At 70.6% G+C, this 14,459-nt stretch carries 15 protein-coding genes; 7 read left to right on the forward strand and 8 right to left on the reverse strand.

The window, feature by feature from the left end; all coding sequences use genetic code 11:
* Window positions 1–153 precede the first annotated feature (153 nt).
* Together ACZ5VD_RS30975 and ACZ5VD_RS30980 are read right to left on the reverse strand one after the other, a co-directional pair.
* Entirely contained in the window at window positions 154–1,032 is an 879-nt protein-coding gene (locus tag ACZ5VD_RS30975; RefSeq protein WP_468552681.1) for a class I SAM-dependent methyltransferase, read from the reverse strand.
* A gap of 92 nt (window positions 1,033–1,124) precedes the next feature.
* The gene (locus ACZ5VD_RS30980; protein WP_468552680.1) at window positions 1,125–1,718 is read right to left on the reverse strand and encodes a helix-turn-helix domain-containing protein; all 594 of its coding nucleotides are present in this window, start codon (window positions 1,716–1,718) and stop codon (window positions 1,125–1,127) included.
* A 271-nt stretch (window positions 1,719–1,989) separates the two neighbouring features.
* Here ACZ5VD_RS30980 and ACZ5VD_RS30985 point away from each other — a divergent pair, with 271 nt between their 5' ends.
* The gene (locus ACZ5VD_RS30985) at window positions 1,990–3,603 is read left to right on the forward strand and encodes an MFS transporter (protein ID WP_468684020.1); all 1,614 of its coding nucleotides are present in this window, start codon (window positions 1,990–1,992) and stop codon (window positions 3,601–3,603) included.
* A gap of 129 nt (window positions 3,604–3,732) precedes the next feature.
* A complete protein-coding gene (locus ACZ5VD_RS30990; RefSeq protein ID WP_468552678.1) occupies window positions 3,733–4,545 on the forward strand; it encodes an amidohydrolase family protein in 813 nt (270 codons plus the stop codon).
* A 164-nt stretch (window positions 4,546–4,709) separates the two neighbouring features.
* Here ACZ5VD_RS30990 and ACZ5VD_RS30995 read toward each other — a convergent pair whose 3' ends face one another.
* On the reverse strand, window positions 4,710–5,537 hold the full coding sequence (locus ACZ5VD_RS30995) for a TIGR03619 family F420-dependent LLM class oxidoreductase (protein WP_468684021.1): 828 nt from the start codon (window positions 5,535–5,537) through the stop codon (window positions 4,710–4,712).
* Window positions 5,534–6,232, reverse strand: a complete 699-nt coding sequence (locus ACZ5VD_RS31000) for an alpha/beta fold hydrolase (protein WP_468684023.1) — start codon at window positions 6,230–6,232, stop codon at window positions 5,534–5,536. Before ACZ5VD_RS31000 ends, ACZ5VD_RS30995 begins: the two co-directional genes overlap by 4 nt.
* A 63-nt stretch (window positions 6,233–6,295) precedes the next feature.
* On the opposite strand from ACZ5VD_RS31000, the gene ACZ5VD_RS31005 reads away from it, so the two are divergent.
* Window positions 6,296–6,703: a MerR family transcriptional regulator gene (locus tag ACZ5VD_RS31005; RefSeq protein ID WP_468552675.1), complete on the forward strand. Its 408-nt coding sequence runs from the start codon at window positions 6,296–6,298 to the stop codon at window positions 6,701–6,703.
* A gap of 52 nt (window positions 6,704–6,755) precedes the next feature.
* On the opposite strand, the gene ACZ5VD_RS31010 is transcribed toward ACZ5VD_RS31005, so the two are convergent.
* Both ACZ5VD_RS31010 and ACZ5VD_RS31015 read right to left on the reverse strand, forming a co-directional pair.
* A complete protein-coding gene (locus tag ACZ5VD_RS31010) occupies window positions 6,756–7,388 on the reverse strand; it encodes a DedA family protein (RefSeq protein ID WP_468684024.1) in 633 nt (210 codons plus the stop codon).
* Window positions 7,389–7,488: 100 nt separating this feature from the next.
* A complete protein-coding gene (locus tag ACZ5VD_RS31015) occupies window positions 7,489–8,682 on the reverse strand; it encodes an FAD-dependent monooxygenase (RefSeq protein WP_468684026.1) in 1,194 nt (397 codons plus the stop codon).
* A 271-nt stretch (window positions 8,683–8,953) separates the two neighbouring features.
* Here ACZ5VD_RS31015 and ACZ5VD_RS31020 point away from each other — a divergent pair, with 271 nt between their 5' ends.
* The 3 genes from ACZ5VD_RS31020 to ACZ5VD_RS31030 all read left to right on the forward strand — a co-directional run bounded on the left by ACZ5VD_RS31020 (window position 8,954) and on the right by ACZ5VD_RS31030 (window position 11,425).
* Entirely contained in the window at window positions 8,954–9,373 is a 420-nt protein-coding gene (locus ACZ5VD_RS31020) for a YciI family protein (RefSeq protein ID WP_468684028.1), read from the forward strand.
* A complete protein-coding gene (locus ACZ5VD_RS31025; RefSeq protein ID WP_468684185.1) occupies window positions 9,370–10,509 on the forward strand; it encodes an RNA polymerase sigma factor in 1,140 nt (379 codons plus the stop codon). Before ACZ5VD_RS31020 ends, ACZ5VD_RS31025 begins: the two co-directional genes overlap by 4 nt.
* A gap of 592 nt (window positions 10,510–11,101) precedes the next feature.
* Window positions 11,102–11,425 (forward strand): hypothetical protein, encoded by a 324-nt coding sequence (locus ACZ5VD_RS31030; RefSeq protein WP_468684029.1) that lies wholly within the window; start codon window positions 11,102–11,104, stop codon window positions 11,423–11,425.
* 43 nt (window positions 11,426–11,468) lie between these two features.
* Here the strand turns inward: ACZ5VD_RS31030 and ACZ5VD_RS31035 are convergent, their stop codons facing one another.
* Complete coding sequence (locus tag ACZ5VD_RS31035; protein ID WP_468684031.1) at window positions 11,469–12,017, reverse strand: TetR/AcrR family transcriptional regulator; 549 nt, start codon at window positions 12,015–12,017, stop codon at window positions 11,469–11,471.
* Between the two features lie 75 nt (window positions 12,018–12,092).
* On the opposite strand from ACZ5VD_RS31035, the gene ACZ5VD_RS31040 reads away from it, so the two are divergent.
* Window positions 12,093–12,788, forward strand: a complete 696-nt coding sequence (locus tag ACZ5VD_RS31040; RefSeq protein WP_468684033.1) for an alpha/beta hydrolase — start codon at window positions 12,093–12,095, stop codon at window positions 12,786–12,788.
* Between the two features lie 157 nt (window positions 12,789–12,945).
* Here ACZ5VD_RS31040 and ACZ5VD_RS31045 read toward each other — a convergent pair whose 3' ends face one another.
* Window positions 12,946–14,454, reverse strand: a complete 1,509-nt coding sequence (locus ACZ5VD_RS31045; RefSeq protein ID WP_468684034.1) for a family 43 glycosylhydrolase — start codon at window positions 14,452–14,454, stop codon at window positions 12,946–12,948.
* Window positions 14,455–14,459 lie beyond the last annotated feature (5 nt).

The following is a 14,459-nucleotide window of genomic DNA, read 5'->3' on the forward strand; positions in this document are numbered from 1 at the left end:
CGTGTGCCCCCCCCTCCCGCCGAAGCTGGGTTTTTTTTTTTGGGCTGGGTTCCTTCCCCCCCCCCCCCCCCCCCCGGCCCCCCGGCCCCGAACGGTGTGCGGGTGCGGTGCCCGACGCCGTCCGCACATCCCGAGCATCCGGGACCGCACGGGTCAGGTACGGCGTGCGGCCCAGACCGTGCGCTCGGTGCGCACCGTCAGGTCGGAGCGGCGCAGGATGCTGTGAGGGCTGTCGGTGTCGAGCAACTGGTCGAGAGCGGCCAGGTCCTCGGCCGACAGCGCGGATGCGATGCCGCCCCGCATGCGGCGCAGGCTGCTGAGTGCGTAGCGGCCCGTCGCATCGGTGGGGGGTGGGCCGATGTGGACGGTGAGGGTGCGTTCGTCCACCACGGTGAAGCCCGCTTCGGTCAGTTTCGTTCCCCAGTCGGCGCCGCGGTGGGGGAGTTGTCCGGTGTGGTGGCGGTCGAGGGTGGCATGACAGCGTTCTTCGAGACCGGGTGCGTTTTCCGGAGCGTCTTCGGGCAGGAACCGGGGGAATCCCGCCAGCTCGACGACGGCGAACAGCCCACCCGGAGCCAGCAGTTCGCGGACCTGGCGCAGCGTGCGGTCCGGGTCGGCCATGTGGTGCATGGACGCCGATGCCCAGACCAGCTCCGGTGTGCCGAGTTCGGGCCACACCGCCGCGTCGAGGTCCGCCTGCACGAGGCGCACGCGGCCGGCCGCTCCGGCTGCCTTCTCCTGGAGGCGGTGCAGGTGGGCGGCCGACTGGTCGACGGCTGTCAGCTCCGCATGGGGAAAGCGGTCGAGCAGGGCGAGGGCGCCGGCTCCGGTTCCGCAACCGAGATCCACGATGCGGCGGGGGCTGGTCTCGACGGGGAGCCAGGCGGTGAGGGACGCGATGTGTTCGGCGAGGACTTCCGCGTCCAGGTCGAGCAGCTCCGCCTGGTCACCCGTGTCGTGCGTGTGCTCGTGCTCTTGTGCGTGAGCGGGGTGCGCGCCGTGGTGCGTTGTCTGCGGTGAGGGGTGGCTCATGCGCCCAAGCTAGGCGGGCCGTCCGCCTGAGACCCGGTGGGTTGCGGAATGCGCAAGGCGATGGCCGGTTGTGCGGCGGAACGCGCAAACGTTCATGGTGCCGGGCGGCTCGTCCTCCCGGCGTCCTCGCCGCGCTGGTGGCTGCGGCGGGCGTCACGGTCGAAGATGCCCAGGAGCTCGCACGGTCCGCCCTCGGCGCCGATGGCGTGCGGGAGCATCGTGGGGAACTCCGCGGCCTGGTTGGTCTCGATCCGCAGACGCCGGTTGCCCAGGAGCAGGATCGCGGTGCCGGAGAGGACGACGAGCCACTCGCGGCCCGTGTGGGCGCGCATCCGCGAGGGGTTGTCGGGCGGTGGGTCGGTGATGCGCTGGCGTACGACGGACATGCCGGGTTCCGCCTTGATGGGCCAGCGCATCCGCCCGTGGGCGGCGTCGATCATCGGGCTGGAGACGACGTCGTCCGTCGCGGTCTCGACCAGTTGGTCGAGGGAGGTGTCCAGGGCGCGGGCGAGGGTGACGAGCTGGTCCAGAGCCAGCCGGCGTCGGCCGTTCTCGATGCGGCTGAGTGTGGACTGGCTGACCTGGGCGCGGGTGGCCAGCTCCTCCAGGGACCAGCCCTGGGCCACACGCAGGGCGCGGATGCGTTTGCGTACCAGGCTGTCCAGCTCGCCATCTTCTTGCGTCATGGGCAACATTGTATGCCCCTGCGGCAAGACCCGGTTAGCGTCGTTCGTGTGCGGACCCACGACGGCCGGGAGGCGGTGTCGGTGACCGCCGTACAGCGCGACATCACCCCCGCCTGACCGCCCGCACACACCAGCCCGCCCCCCCCGCCCCCGCACCCGCCACGTGAGCGAAGGGCGGGGCCCGGCCCACCCACCCCTGACACCCATGGCGCCTGAGCTCCTGCTCCGGCGCAGATGTCCGCACGCTCCGTCGAGAGGAATTCCAGGATCCATGAGTACGAACCCGCCTCCCCGGCAGAATGCCGACCCGAGCGGCGCCCCTGACGAGGGCATGCCCGACGCGCGTCGGCGTCGCACGATCCTGATCGCCGTCTGTGTCGCGTTGATGGCCGTCGTCGCCTCGGTGTCCGGGCTCAATGTCGCCCAGCCCGACCTCGCCGTCGCCTTCGGCGCCTCGCAGAGCACGGTCCTGTGGATCATCAACCTCTACACGCTCAGTCTGGCCGCACTCCTGTTGCCGTTCGGTGCGATCGGCGACCGCTTCGGCCGCAAGCCCATGCTGCTCACCGGCCTGACCGTCTTCGGCGTCGCCAGTGTGGTGGCAGGTCTGGCTCCTTCGTCCGAGGTCATGCTCGCGGCTCGCCTGCTCGGCGGAGCGGGGGCGGCGATGATCATGCCCATCACCCTCGCCGTCATCACCTCGACCTTCCCCGAGGAGGAGCGGGGACGGGCGATCGGCGTGTGGACCGGTGTGGCCGGTGGTGGCGGAGTCCTGGGCATGTTCCTCTCGGCCGCCCTGGTCGACGTGGCGAACTGGCGGTGGCTGTTCGTCCTGCCCGTCGCGCTCGTCCTGGTGGCCCTCGTCATGACTCGGCGAGCCGTCCCCGACTCCCGTGAGACGTCCGGGCACGCTTTCGACACCGTCGGCGCGCTGACGTCCGTCGTCGCGGTGGTCGGACTCATCTTCGTACTCCAGGAAGGGCCCGAGCGGGGCTGGACCGCCCCCGCGACCCTGCTCGGCCTGGTCGTCGGTATCCCCGCCGCCGTCGCCTTCGTGGCCTGGGAACTGCGCCGAGGGGATGCCGCGCTCCTGGACGTGCGCCTGTTCGGCGCACGCGGTCTGGCGGGTGGCTCGATCACGCTGCTGGTGGTCTTCGGGGTCCAAGCGGGCGTCTTCGTGGTCCTGTTCCCCTTCTTCCAGGCCGTCCTCGGCTGGTCGGGGCTGCTGTCCACCCTGGCGTTGATGCCGATGGCCGTGCTCATGATGGCGGCCTCCGGCCTCGCCCCACGGCTGGCCGTGCGGAGCGGCGCCCGGGCGACCATGGCCACGGGCATCCTCCTGGCCGGCGCCGGCCTGGCGCTGATGGCCGCCGACGTCTCCGTCGACGGCGGTTACCTGTCCGTCCTGCCCGGCATGCTCGCCATGGGCATCGGCATGGGGCTGTCGATGACACCCTCCACCGAGGCCATCACCAGCACCCTCCCGGCAGAGCGCCAAGGTGTCGCGTCCGCACTCAACGACGTCACCCGCGAGTTCGGCACCGCGCTCGGCGTCGCCCTGCTCGGAGCGCTCCTGTCCTCCGGCTACCGCAACGCCATCGACTCCCGACTCGGCGCCGACCTCGCCGACGTTCCCCAGGGCCCCGCCGGCACCGCGCGCGAAGGCGTCGCCAACGCCCTCGACGCGGCGCATCAGGCGGGCCCTCAGGCGCAGTCGCTGATCCGTGCGGCCCAGGAGTCGTTCGTCGACGGCTGGCAGAGAGCGATGTGGGCAGGGGTCGTCGTCATGGCCGCCCTCTTCCTCTACATCCTCGCCCGAGGACCACAGGGCCCCGCCCGCACACCGTCGAACAAGCCGGAGCCGGCCGAGGCGACCGCTCCCTGACATCCCGGATCACCGCGAGCGGAATCCACCACGCTCCATCCGAAGGAGCGACTAGGGTCTGGTTAAGCGATTGCTCAGCCGCCTCCGGCGCAGCACGGCCGGCAGGGCCAGGAGAAGGGCAGGGAGCCCGTGCCGGTCATCGATGCGTGGATGCAGCACCCCACGCTCCGTCACTCGAACCACGAGATGTTCGAGTCCTTGCGCCGATGGACGGGACAGGGAGTGCTGGAGGAGCAGTTGCCGGTCAAGGCCACGGTGGCCGCGATGGCCTCGGCCGATGTCGAGATCGGACTGTCCGCGGCCTGGTACGGGCCTCTGGGGCCGCTCATCAGCAACGACGAGGTGGCGGAGTTCGTCGCCCAGTCCGAGGGACGACTGCGTGGCGTGGCGGGCGCGGACCTCACCCGGCCGGTCCGGGCGGTGCGTGAACTTCGCCGCGCCGTGCAGGAACTGGGCTTCACGGCCCTGCGGATCGTGCCCTGGCTGTGGCAACTCCCGCCCACCGACCGGCTGTACTACCCGCTCTACACGGCCTGCGTCGACCTCGGCATCCCCTTCTGCACCCAGGTCGGGCACACCGGCCCGCTGCGTCCGTCCGAGACCGGCCGTCCCATCCCGTACATCGACCAGGTGGCACTCGACTTCCCCGAACTGACCATCGTGTGCGGACACATCGGCTACCCGTGGACCACGGAGATGATCGCGGTCGCCGACAAGCACGCCAACGTCTACATCGACACCAGCGCCTACACCGCCCGCCGTTACCCGCGTGAACTGGTCGACTACCTGCGCGGCAGGGGCCGTAGGAAGGTGCTGTTCGGCTCGAACTATCCCATGATCACCCCTGGACAGGCGCTGGAACACCTTGGTGACCTGGGCCTGGACGAGGAGACCACCGGACTGTTCCTGTCCGGCAACGCACGACGGATCTTCCGTCTCTGACCGCCCTCGGCAGCGAGGTCGTGGCCGGTCACGGACATCGTGGGCCTTCCGTCTCCGGTGGTGAGGTCGGCCGACACGCCCGGTCACGCTCATGACCTGTCGCCCGCTGTTCCGAGCCGGAGGGCACGGCCGAGCGGACCGGCCGTCGGCGTCACGGGAGGTCCTCAGTCGCACGGCAGCCGGGTCGCCTGAGCGAAGGCGGTCATCCGCCGTGCGTATCCGTCCGGGTCGCCGAAGTGCACCGCGAGGTGCTCGGCTCCAGCGGCCCGGAAGGCCTCCGCGGTGCGGGCGGCCTCGCCGACAGTGCGGTCCGGACCGTGCCACTCGATCCGGGTGCCGGGGGACACCGCACGACCGTCCTCGGTACGGGCCCGCAGATACGCCAGCCGCTCGCCGAACGTCGCCGGGTCCAGGCCCACGCCCTGCCAGACGTCGGCGTGCCGGGCCGCCCGGCGCAGGGCGGCGTCGGTGACACCGCCGGTCATCACCGGCACCGCACCCTCGGGGCGCGGCTCGAAGACGCCCGTCTCGAAGCCGTACCAGCGGCCCTCGAAGGGGCCCCGGCCGTCCCGGAACAGATGCCGGAGCAGGGCGATGCCCTCGTCCGTGCGGGCGGCCCGGCTCCTGAAGTCGGCGCCGACGGCGGTGAACTCGCGTTCGTCCCAGCCGATCCCCACCCCCAGGGTGATCCGTCCGCCGGACAGCGCGTGGAGGGTCGCGACCTGCTTGGCCACCACGAAGGGACTGCGCAGGGGCAGGACGAGCACGGAGGTGCCGAACCGGATGCGGCTGGTCGCCGCCGCCAGCCAGCCCATGGTCACCAGCGGTTCGAGGACCCCTCCGTACACCGGGCCGTACTCGCCGGGCGGCAGGACGTGGTCGGGGAGCCACGCCGTGTCGTAGCCCAGCGCCTCGGCCCGCTGTGCCAGTTCGGCGAGTCGGTGCGGGTCGGCACCCGCGGTCTCGTTCGGGAGGACGACCTGCAGCCTCACCTCCCTTCACCGTCCTTCCCGACCGAAAGCACGGGGACGGGGAGGGAGCGGAGGAAACCGAGGACCGGTTCGAGCCACTCCTCCGGTCGTTCGACCATGACCACATGGTCGCTGTCGATCTCCACGGATCGCGCGCCCCGGATTCCGGCCGCCAGGGCGCGGGAGCCCGCGGGCAGGACCAAGGTGTCGGCGGTCGTCGCGACGACCAGCGAGGGGACGGCGACCTCGGCCAGGTCGCCCGTGGTGTCGAGAGAGGGGATCAGGTCGATCTGCGGGTGGAGCGCGGGTGACGCCTCGGCCCGCCAGCCGGGGAGGAGACCGAGCAAGTGGTCGTCGGGCCGGGCGAATCCGGCGGTCAGTACGAGCGCGGTGACCCGCTCGGGATGGCGTACGGCAGCGCGCACCGCCACCTGCGTGCCGAGCGAGAAGCCGAGCACCGCGAACCGGCCCACACCGCGCCGTACGGCGGAGTCGACGACCGCGTCCGTGAGTGCGTCGAGGTCCAGTGGGGCGTCGGCGGCAGGGGTGCCGCCCGAGCCGGGGTAGTCCGGGGCGACGACGGTGTGGGCGGCGGCGAGGGCGGGCAGGACCGGTGCGAAGTTGCCGTCGATGCTGCCGGTGGCGCCGTGGGCGAGCAGCACTCCCGGGCCGGTTCCGGTGACGGTGGTGGCGAGGGTGGGGAATGAATTGCGCATGCCTCGTACGTTGACCCATCACACCGGTGTGAAGGTCAAGCCCCAGGCGTACGAGGAGAGTCAGTGCTGATAGGCGAGCTGTCACGGCGGACCGGAGTCGCGGCCCGGCTGCTGCGGTACTACGACGAGCAGGGCCTGCTGTGCCCGGACCGCTCCACCGGCGGATACCGGGTGTACGCCCCCGACGCCCCGTATGTCGTCGCACGCATCCGGGGCATGCTGGCGGCCGGGCTGACCACCGACGCCATCCGCGGGATGCTGCCGTGTGCCACCGGCGCCGGACCGGGGATCGACCCCTGCCCGGAGGTGCTGCGAACGATGACCACGCACCTGGAGAGGATGGACGAGGACATCGAGGCTCTGCACCGCCGTCGGGCCGCGCTGGCCGCTTTCCGTGACGCGACCGAGGCGAGACAGGGCGGCGCCGAGCGCGGCAAGGAGTTCCGCTTCGCCGAGCCGGAGACCGGGTGAACTTCGCGTCATCAAGGGCGCGTTGATCCGGCTGTTCACCACGGGGGCACACTCAGTGTTCGCCGGCGACGACGCCGTTCGGCGCGGCGGGGTTCCTGCGGCGCCGAACACATCGCGACAACTCCACCACCGCGGTCACGGCGCACGCGAAACCGACGCCGACGGCGATGGCGAGGAGCGTGTTCTCCTGGAAGAAGACGCCGCCGAGATATCCCGACAGCGCGGTATAGGCACTCCATGTGGAGGTGGACAGCGCGACGTACAGCATGAACGTGCGCAGTGGGTATCGCACCACCCCCGCCGTTCCTGTGGCGAGATAGCGTCCGACCGGAATGAAGCGCGTGGAGACGAGGACGAATCCGCCGCGTGACGCGAGTTCGCGGTCGAACCAGTCATACGCTTTGCGGCGCTTGGTGCCGACTGGCAGGCGCTTCACCACGCGTTCCCCCATCAACCGGCCGACGGAGTAGGGGACGAGGTCGCCGAGAAAGGCGCCGGCCGTCGTAGCGGCGATGACCAGCATGATGTTGGTCTGCCCGGTCGCGCCGGCGACGCCTGCGAGAATCACGACCGGTTCACTCGGGATCAACGGCAGGAAGGAGTCGAGTAAGGAGACCGCGATGAGCACGGCGTAGAGGGCGGGCGACGTCAGCAAGGACTCCGCGAGGTCTATCCAGTCCGGCATGTGCTACCCGTTTCCTGTTGTATGGGTATGGAAATTCGTGGGCGATGTCCTCATCCGTGGAGATGTCTATGAGGCGATCGCCCCGTCGGCAGGTGTCAGGTCAGGTGGCGGGTGCCGTGGTGAGCATCCAGTGGCTGAACGCGGCGTAACGTTGCGCGAATTCGGCTGCGTCGGCGGCTTGTTCGACGGCAGCGGAGTGCTCGCGCACCGCTTCGAAGCGGGCGCTGCGGGCGTGCTCGTAGGCAGTGAGGGCCTTTTCGGTGTGGGCCTCGGACGACAGGCTGGTGCGCAGGACGCCGACGTCTTCGATGCCGAGAGTGCCGCCGGAGGCGATGTGGGGCGACAGCCCGTGGGCGGCGTCACCGATCAGAGCGACCCGCGTGCTGGTCCAACGGGGCAGTTCCGGGACCAGCGTGACCTGGTTCTCCAGGATGGACTCCTCCGGCGTTTCGGCGATCAGGGAGAGAAGGCCGTCGTTCCATCCCGCCTCGGCCAGGTTCCGGGCGCGTTCCAGTGCCCGTTCGCGCTTGCTTCCGGTGAGCGGTCCGCCATCGAACTGGTTGACCATCCACATGGTCCGATCGCGGGCGATCCTCGCGAACCCGCCGCGGGTTCGGCGATGGCCGACGGTGAGCACGGTGGCCTCCGGGCCGTGGACGCCGGTCGGCACGATCGCGCGCCAGGCGTAGTGGCCGGAGTGCGCTACGGCATCGCTCCCCGGCAGCAGTTGCTTGCGCACGTGTGAGTGGACGCCGTCCGCGCCGACCAGCAGATCCGCGTGAAGTCTTTCGCCGTTGGCGAGGTGTACGACGACGTCCGATGCGGTCTCGGTGTATCCGGTCACGTGGGCGTCCAGGCGGATGTGGTCGCGACCGACGGTGCCGGCCAGAAGGTCGTTCAACTCGGGACGCGGCACGAGCAGGAACCGGTGATCGCTGTCGGTGTAGCCAGGAGCGCGGACGGGATCGCCGGCAGGGCTGAAGAACCACGTGTTCTGTTCGATGCCCATGGCGCGGATCGCCGGGCCGACGCCGAGGTGGTCGAACTCTCGCAACGCGTTGGCCCACAGGCCGATTCCGGCGCCGGCGGCTCGAATCCGCGGTGCCTGCTCCAGCACGATGACTTCATGGCCGATGAGTTGGAGGGAGGCCGCGGCGGTGAGCCCTACCAGGCCGCCGCCGACGATCACCGTGCGTTTCGAGTACACCTTTTTTGCTCCTTCGCGTGCGGACGGGGAGTGCCGGAGCCGCCCCCGAGACCGGTAGTGCGTCTGAAGGCTCAGGGCGGGAGCCAAGTCGATTTACCGATTCATCAATAAGTGCTGATGGACTGGCCAGGCGGCATGCCCCCGACGCTACGAGCGGCTTCCACTTGTTTCAAGTGCAATCTAATCAATGAGTGATTTACTCTTACGCATTCCGTCCGTGGCGACCGTCGCACATCGCAAGGCGAGATTCGAGATTTCTCCGCCGAACGGATCCGGAGATGTCGAGAACCCGTGCCCGGCTCCGTCTCCGTGGTGAACGTGACCACAATGGGTCGCAGTCGTACCGAGGAGAACCACGATGGCCAAGTACCTGCTGCTCAAGCACTACCGAGGCGCCCCGGCTTCCGCCAACGACGTGCCGATGGACCAGTGGACGCCGGAGGAGATCTCCGCGCATGTGCGGTACATGCGCGACTTCGCGGACCGCCTGGAGGAGACCGGCGAGTTCGTCGACAGCCAGGCGCTCGCCCCTGAAGGGACGTTCGTCCGGTACGACGGCGAGGGACGCCCGCCGGTCACCGACGGCCCGTTCGTCGAGACCAAGGACCTCATCGCCGGCTGGATGGTGATCGACGTCGACAGCTACGAGCGCGCCGTCGAGCTGGCCGGGGAGCTGTCGGCCGCCCCCGGGGCGGGCGGGAAACCGATCCAGGAGTGGCTTGAGCTGCGCCCGTTCTACGGCGCCTCGCCCACCATCTCGGAGTGTTCCTTCAAGTGAACGAGGTACTGCTCCGGAGCCTCACGCCGAGCGTGCTCGGGATCCTCGTCCGCCGCGGAGCCGACTTCGCGGCGGCCGAGGACGCCGTGCAGGACGCACTGGTCGAGGCGGTCCGTGTGTGGCCGGCCGACCCTCCGCGGGATGCGAAGGGCTGGCTGGTCACCGTGGCCTGGCGCAAGTTCCTCGACGCGACCCGCGCGGACACCGCCCGCCGCCGGCGTGAGGACCTCGTCGACGAGGAGCCGGTGACCGGGCCCGCGCCGGCCCTGGACGACACGCTCCAGCTCTACTTCCTGTGCGCCCACCCGTCGCTGACACCGTCCTCCGCGGTCGCGCTCACGCTGCGTGCCGTCGGCGGGCTGACCACCCGCCAGATCGCCCAGGCCTACCTGGTGCCCGAGGCGACCATGGCGCAGCGCATCAGCCGGGCCAAGCGCACCGTCTCCGGCGTGCGCTTCGACCAGCCCGGCGACGTCGCCACCGTGCTGCGCGTCCTCTACCTGGTCTTCAACGAGGGCTACTCCGGCGACGTCGACCTCTCGGCCGAGGCCATCCGGCTCACCCGGCAGCTCGCCGCCGCGATCGACCACCCCGAGGTGTCGGGCCTGCTCGCCCTCATGCTGCTCCACCATGCCCGGCGCGCCGCCCGGACCGCGCCCGACGGCAGTCTCGTCACGCTCGCCGAACAAGACCGCGGCCGATGGGACACGAAGTCGATCGCCGAGGGCGTCGAGATCCTGCAGGCGGCACTCGCCCGCGACCGCCTTGGCGAGTTCCAGGCCCAGGCCGCCATCGCGGCACTCCACGCCGACGCGCTCACCGCCGAGGAGACCGACTGGGTGCAGATCGTCGAGTGGTACGACGAACTCGCGCGCCTGACCGACAACCCGGTCGTCCGGCTCAACCGGGCGGTGGCCGTCGGTGAGGCCGACGGGCCGCGCGCCGGCCTGGCGGCACTCGCGGTGCTGGACGACTCGCTGCCCCGCCACACCGCGGTGGCGGCGTACCTCCACGAACGCGACGGCGACCTGATCACCGCGGCACGGCTGTACGCCGAGGCGGCCCAGAAGGCACCCAACCTCGCCGAACGGGACCACCTGACACGGCAGGCCGCCCGGCTCAACGCCCGCCGGTAGCCGAGGAACGGGGCTCAGGGTGCGAGCACGGCCTCGCGCCATCACCCTCGGAGCCGGCGCTCACCGTGCTGCCCGCGGGGAGGCGCCGCTCGGCGAGATCGAACGCCCGCCGCGACTCCGCCCCGGCATCGAACAGGCGCCGTCCGGTGCGGGCGGCGCCATCGCCGACGCCGTCCCCGCGGCGACGAGCGCGCCCGCACCAGGGCCTCGCCCGGACCGGAGCCCATCGGCGTTGTCCGCACCGGTCGGGGCGGACTCCCGTACCTCACGCGCGAACCCCTCAACTCGCGGAGCGCATAGGTACATTGAGACCGCCGAATGCCTGAGCGAGTGAGGGCGGGGATGCGGGGCACGGTCCTGGACGGCCGGTACACGCTCACGGAGCGGATCGGCGCGGGCGGTATGGGCGTGGTGTGGCGGGCCAGGGACGCGCGGCCCGAACGTACGGTGGCCGTGAAGCTGTTGAGCCTGCCGCCGGGGACGGTAGGTGCCGAGTGGGAGCGGCTGCTCGCCATGTTCGGGCGGGAGGCGCGGGCCGCCGCCGCGCTGGACAGCTCGTACATCGTGCCGGTCTACGACCACGGGGCGGACGGTGAAGTGCCCTATCTGGTCATGCCGTTGGTCTTGGGACGGACCGTGCGACTCCTTCGACGGCCGTTACACCTACCCGACCACGTCCAACTTCGCCCGGCTGAACAGCGAGGCGGTCAACACCGCGATCGACGAGGCCAACGCGACGGCCGACCTGGCGGCCGCGGGCGAGAAGTGGTCCACGGTCGACCGCCGGGTGATGGAGCAGGCGGCGGCGATACCGGTGTACGTGCCGGTACGCACCTTCCTCCACACCTCCCGGCTGAAGGGCCTCCAGGCAGACCTGGACGGACTGTCGCCGCTCAACGCGTATGTGACCGGGTGACACCCCCTCGCCCCAGGGCTGACACCCTCCGTGAGCGATGCTCTCAGGCCGTGTCGATCGTGGTGAGGAAGTCCCGGAAGGCCTGGTGCGTGCGCGGGGCGTCGCCGGTCGCGTCCAGGTCCATGAGGAGGCCACGGATGACGGCGAGGACGACGGTGGCCAGCTCGGGTCGCCCCAGGCTGGCCATGCCGGTCTCCAGGGGCGCGAGCCAGTCGGTGGTGGCGGTCCGCCGGAAGCCGGGCCACAGAGGCTCTCCCGCGGTGTCGTGCAGCCGGCTGAACATGCGGAGGTAGGGCTTGCCCTCCGGCCCGGAGATCGCGGACCAGGCGCGGGCGAGGGTGATCGGGTAGGGCTCGTCGGCTCGCAGGCGTATCAGCTCGGTGAAGGCCTGAAGCTGGCGCTGCCGGGCCTGTCCGAGGATCTCGCGGAGCAGTCCGTCACGGGTTCCGAAGTGGTAGATCAGCATCCGGCTGGAGGCGCCCGCGGCGATGGCCAGCGGTTCGAGCCGGTCGGGAAGCCCGTGTTCGAGCGCGTGGTCGGTGCACGCGACGAGGAGCCGCTGCCTGATCTCCGGTTGCCGCTGCCTGCCCATCGCCTCACCTTTTCACGTAACCGGCGCTACGTCTAATGTCGTTCGCAGGTGGACGAGGAACACGAGGAGGGCGTGATGAGGGTCGTTTTCGTGCACGGGGCGTGCGTCAGGGACGGTTCGTGGTGGTGGCACCGAACCGGCGAGCTGCTGGCCGAGCGGGGTGTCGCCGGCGAGGCGCCCGCCCTGCCGAGTTGCGGCGAGACGGGGGAGCCGGCGGGCGCGGGGGGACCTGGGCTGGCCGAGGATGTCGCCGCGGTCCGGCAGGTGTTGACGGCGAGCGACGAGCCGACCGTCGTGGTCGCCCACAGCTACGGCGGGATCGTCACCGCGGAGGCGGCTGCGGGCATCGACGCCGTGCACCACCTGCTGCTCGTGTCGAGTTACCTGCCCGAGGTCGGGCAGAGCCTTTCGTCGTTCGGCGGCGAGGGGCCGGCCCCGTTTCTCGACATCGATCACGAGGCCGGCACCTTCACCGTCCGGCCCGACGCGCTGGCCGAGACGTTCCTCCAGGACTGCGATCCGCGGATCCGGGGACAGGCCCTGGACAAGACGGCCCGGCAGAGCCTGGCGGTCCTTGAGCAGCCGGTGGCAGCGGCCGCATGGCGGCACGTGCCCTCGACGTACCTCGTCTGCGCCCAGGACAGAGGCACCCCTGTCGCACGGCAACGCGAGTACGCCGGGAGGGCGGGCAGCGCCGTGGAACTCGACGCGGGCCACCACCCGTTCCTCTCCCGGCCGTCCGCCGTACGTGATCTGATCCTCGGGCTGTGACGGCCACCGGCCGTGTCTCGGCGGACCTCCTCCTGGCCCTGCGACCTGCCCCCGTCGTCGGCGTCAGGACGTGATCGTGGCGGTGCCCAGGACCGAGCCGATCACCGCCGTGAGCAGAGCCGTCCAGCGGGACGGGAACCGGGATCGTCACATCGGGCTACTCCCCTGACGGCGCGGGCAGTTGGACGCCGAGGGGCGCCGGTGTGCCGAAGTTCGGTGTGCCGTCGGCGTTCCAGGTGAACTTCTGAGCCCTCGTGCTGCGGTTCATGTCGCAGCCCCCGGAGGCGGAACTGTTGGCGTGGTAGACGATCCAGTCCTCGGTCCCGTCGGGCGACTTGAAGAAGCCGTTGTGGCCCGGCCCGTACACACCGTTGGCGGTGGACCGCTGGAAGACCGGGTTCGGTGACTTGACCCACGAGGAGGAGTTGAGCGGGTCGCCGCCGTTGTGGGTGAGCATGCCCAGTTTGTAGTCGGGCGTCGAGCAGTGGCTGGCGGAGTAGACGATGAACGTCCTGCCGCCCCGCTGGAGGACCTCGGCACCCTCGTTGACCGCGCCGCCCACCGTCTCCCAGCCGTACGTCGGAGTGGACAGCACCCGGCGGGTGCCACTGGCGGTCCACGGGTTCGACAACGGCCGGATGAACATCGGCTGCGACCCGTTGTAGAAGGTGCCCAACAGGTAGAGCTTGCCGTCCAGTTGGAGGATGCCCGGGTCCAGCTCCCAGGTGTTGTCCTGGGTCGGGTCGAGCAGGTCGGCCTTGAAGCTGTAGGGCCCCATCGGGTCCAGGCCCGCGCTCTCCAGCACGTGGATCCGCTGGGTGCCCAGGTCGTACGGCTCCCGTCCGGCCGTGTAGTAGAAGTACCACCGCTTTCCGTTCGGGCCGTCGAGCAGATGGAACTCCGGAGCCCACATCGTGCCGGCGCCGTTGGGCCGGGTGAGGCGGAAGATGACCTGGTCGGTGGCCGTGGCGAGCCCGGCGAGCGTGCTCGCCCTGCGCATGGTGATCGTCGAGTTCCAGGTGGTCGTGGCGAGGTAGTAGAAACCGTCGTGGTACGTCAGCCAGGGGTCGGGGCCGCGCTGGGAGAGCGGGTTGGTGAACGTGCCCGGGCTCGTGCCGCCGCCGGTGAAGCCGGGCAGGTGCCACACCCTGCCGTTCGCGGTGCCGCAGGGCAGTTGCACCAGGCCGGTGCCGGAGGCCGACGAGCCGCCGCTCGGCGCGACGCACTTGCCGGAGCCGACGGAGACGAGGTGGAAGGTCCTGTCGGTTCCGCCGACGGTCACGGGGACGAGCCGCCACTGCTGGTTCGTCCCGTTGTGGCAGGTCCACTGGATGACCGTGGCGTTGTCCGCGGTGGACGCGCCGTAGACGTCGACACACCGGCCGGAAGCGTGCGTACTGATCGTGTAGGTGTCGGACGTCCCCGCGACCGGGGTGAAGCCGAACCCCTGGCTCGCACCGGAGGTACACGTGTTGGCGCGCAACTGTGTTCCATCGGCCGTCGAACCACCCGGGACATCAAGGCAGTTGCCGCCGTTCTGGTTGACGCCCGTCGAGGTGAAGGCGACGGCGGCGGTCGCGGCGCCCGCGGGTGGAGGTGCGGCCAGGAAGGTGACCACCATGGCGAACACGGCGGTGAGCACGGACAGGCATCTGGAACGGGTCACGGGGC

The sequence above is a fragment of the Streptomyces sp. NPDC032822 genome (assembly GCF_055578825.1).

Excerpts from the sequence above, each read along its gene's own strand:
- ACZ5VD_RS30975 (WP_468552681.1), bottom strand. The coding sequence starts at position 1,032 with ATGAGCCACCCCTCACCGCAGACAACGCACCACGGCGCGCACCCCGCT.
- ACZ5VD_RS30980 (WP_468552680.1), bottom strand. The coding sequence starts at position 1,718 with ATGACGCAAGAAGATGGCGAGCTGGACAGCCTGGTACGCAAACGCATC.
- ACZ5VD_RS30985 (WP_468684020.1), top strand. The coding sequence starts at position 1,990 with ATGAGTACGAACCCGCCTCCCCGGCAGAATGCCGACCCGAGCGGCGCC.
- ACZ5VD_RS31000 (WP_468684023.1), bottom strand. The coding sequence starts at position 6,232 with ATGCGCAATTCATTCCCCACCCTCGCCACCACCGTCACCGGAACCGGC.
- ACZ5VD_RS31010 (WP_468684024.1), bottom strand. The coding sequence starts at position 7,388 with ATGCCGGACTGGATAGACCTCGCGGAGTCCTTGCTGACGTCGCCCGCC.
- ACZ5VD_RS31020 (WP_468684028.1), top strand. The coding sequence starts at position 8,954 with ATGGCCAAGTACCTGCTGCTCAAGCACTACCGAGGCGCCCCGGCTTCC.
- ACZ5VD_RS31035 (WP_468684031.1), bottom strand. The coding sequence starts at position 12,017 with ATGGGCAGGCAGCGGCAACCGGAGATCAGGCAGCGGCTCCTCGTCGCG.
- ACZ5VD_RS31040 (WP_468684033.1), top strand. The coding sequence starts at position 12,093 with ATGAGGGTCGTTTTCGTGCACGGGGCGTGCGTCAGGGACGGTTCGTGG.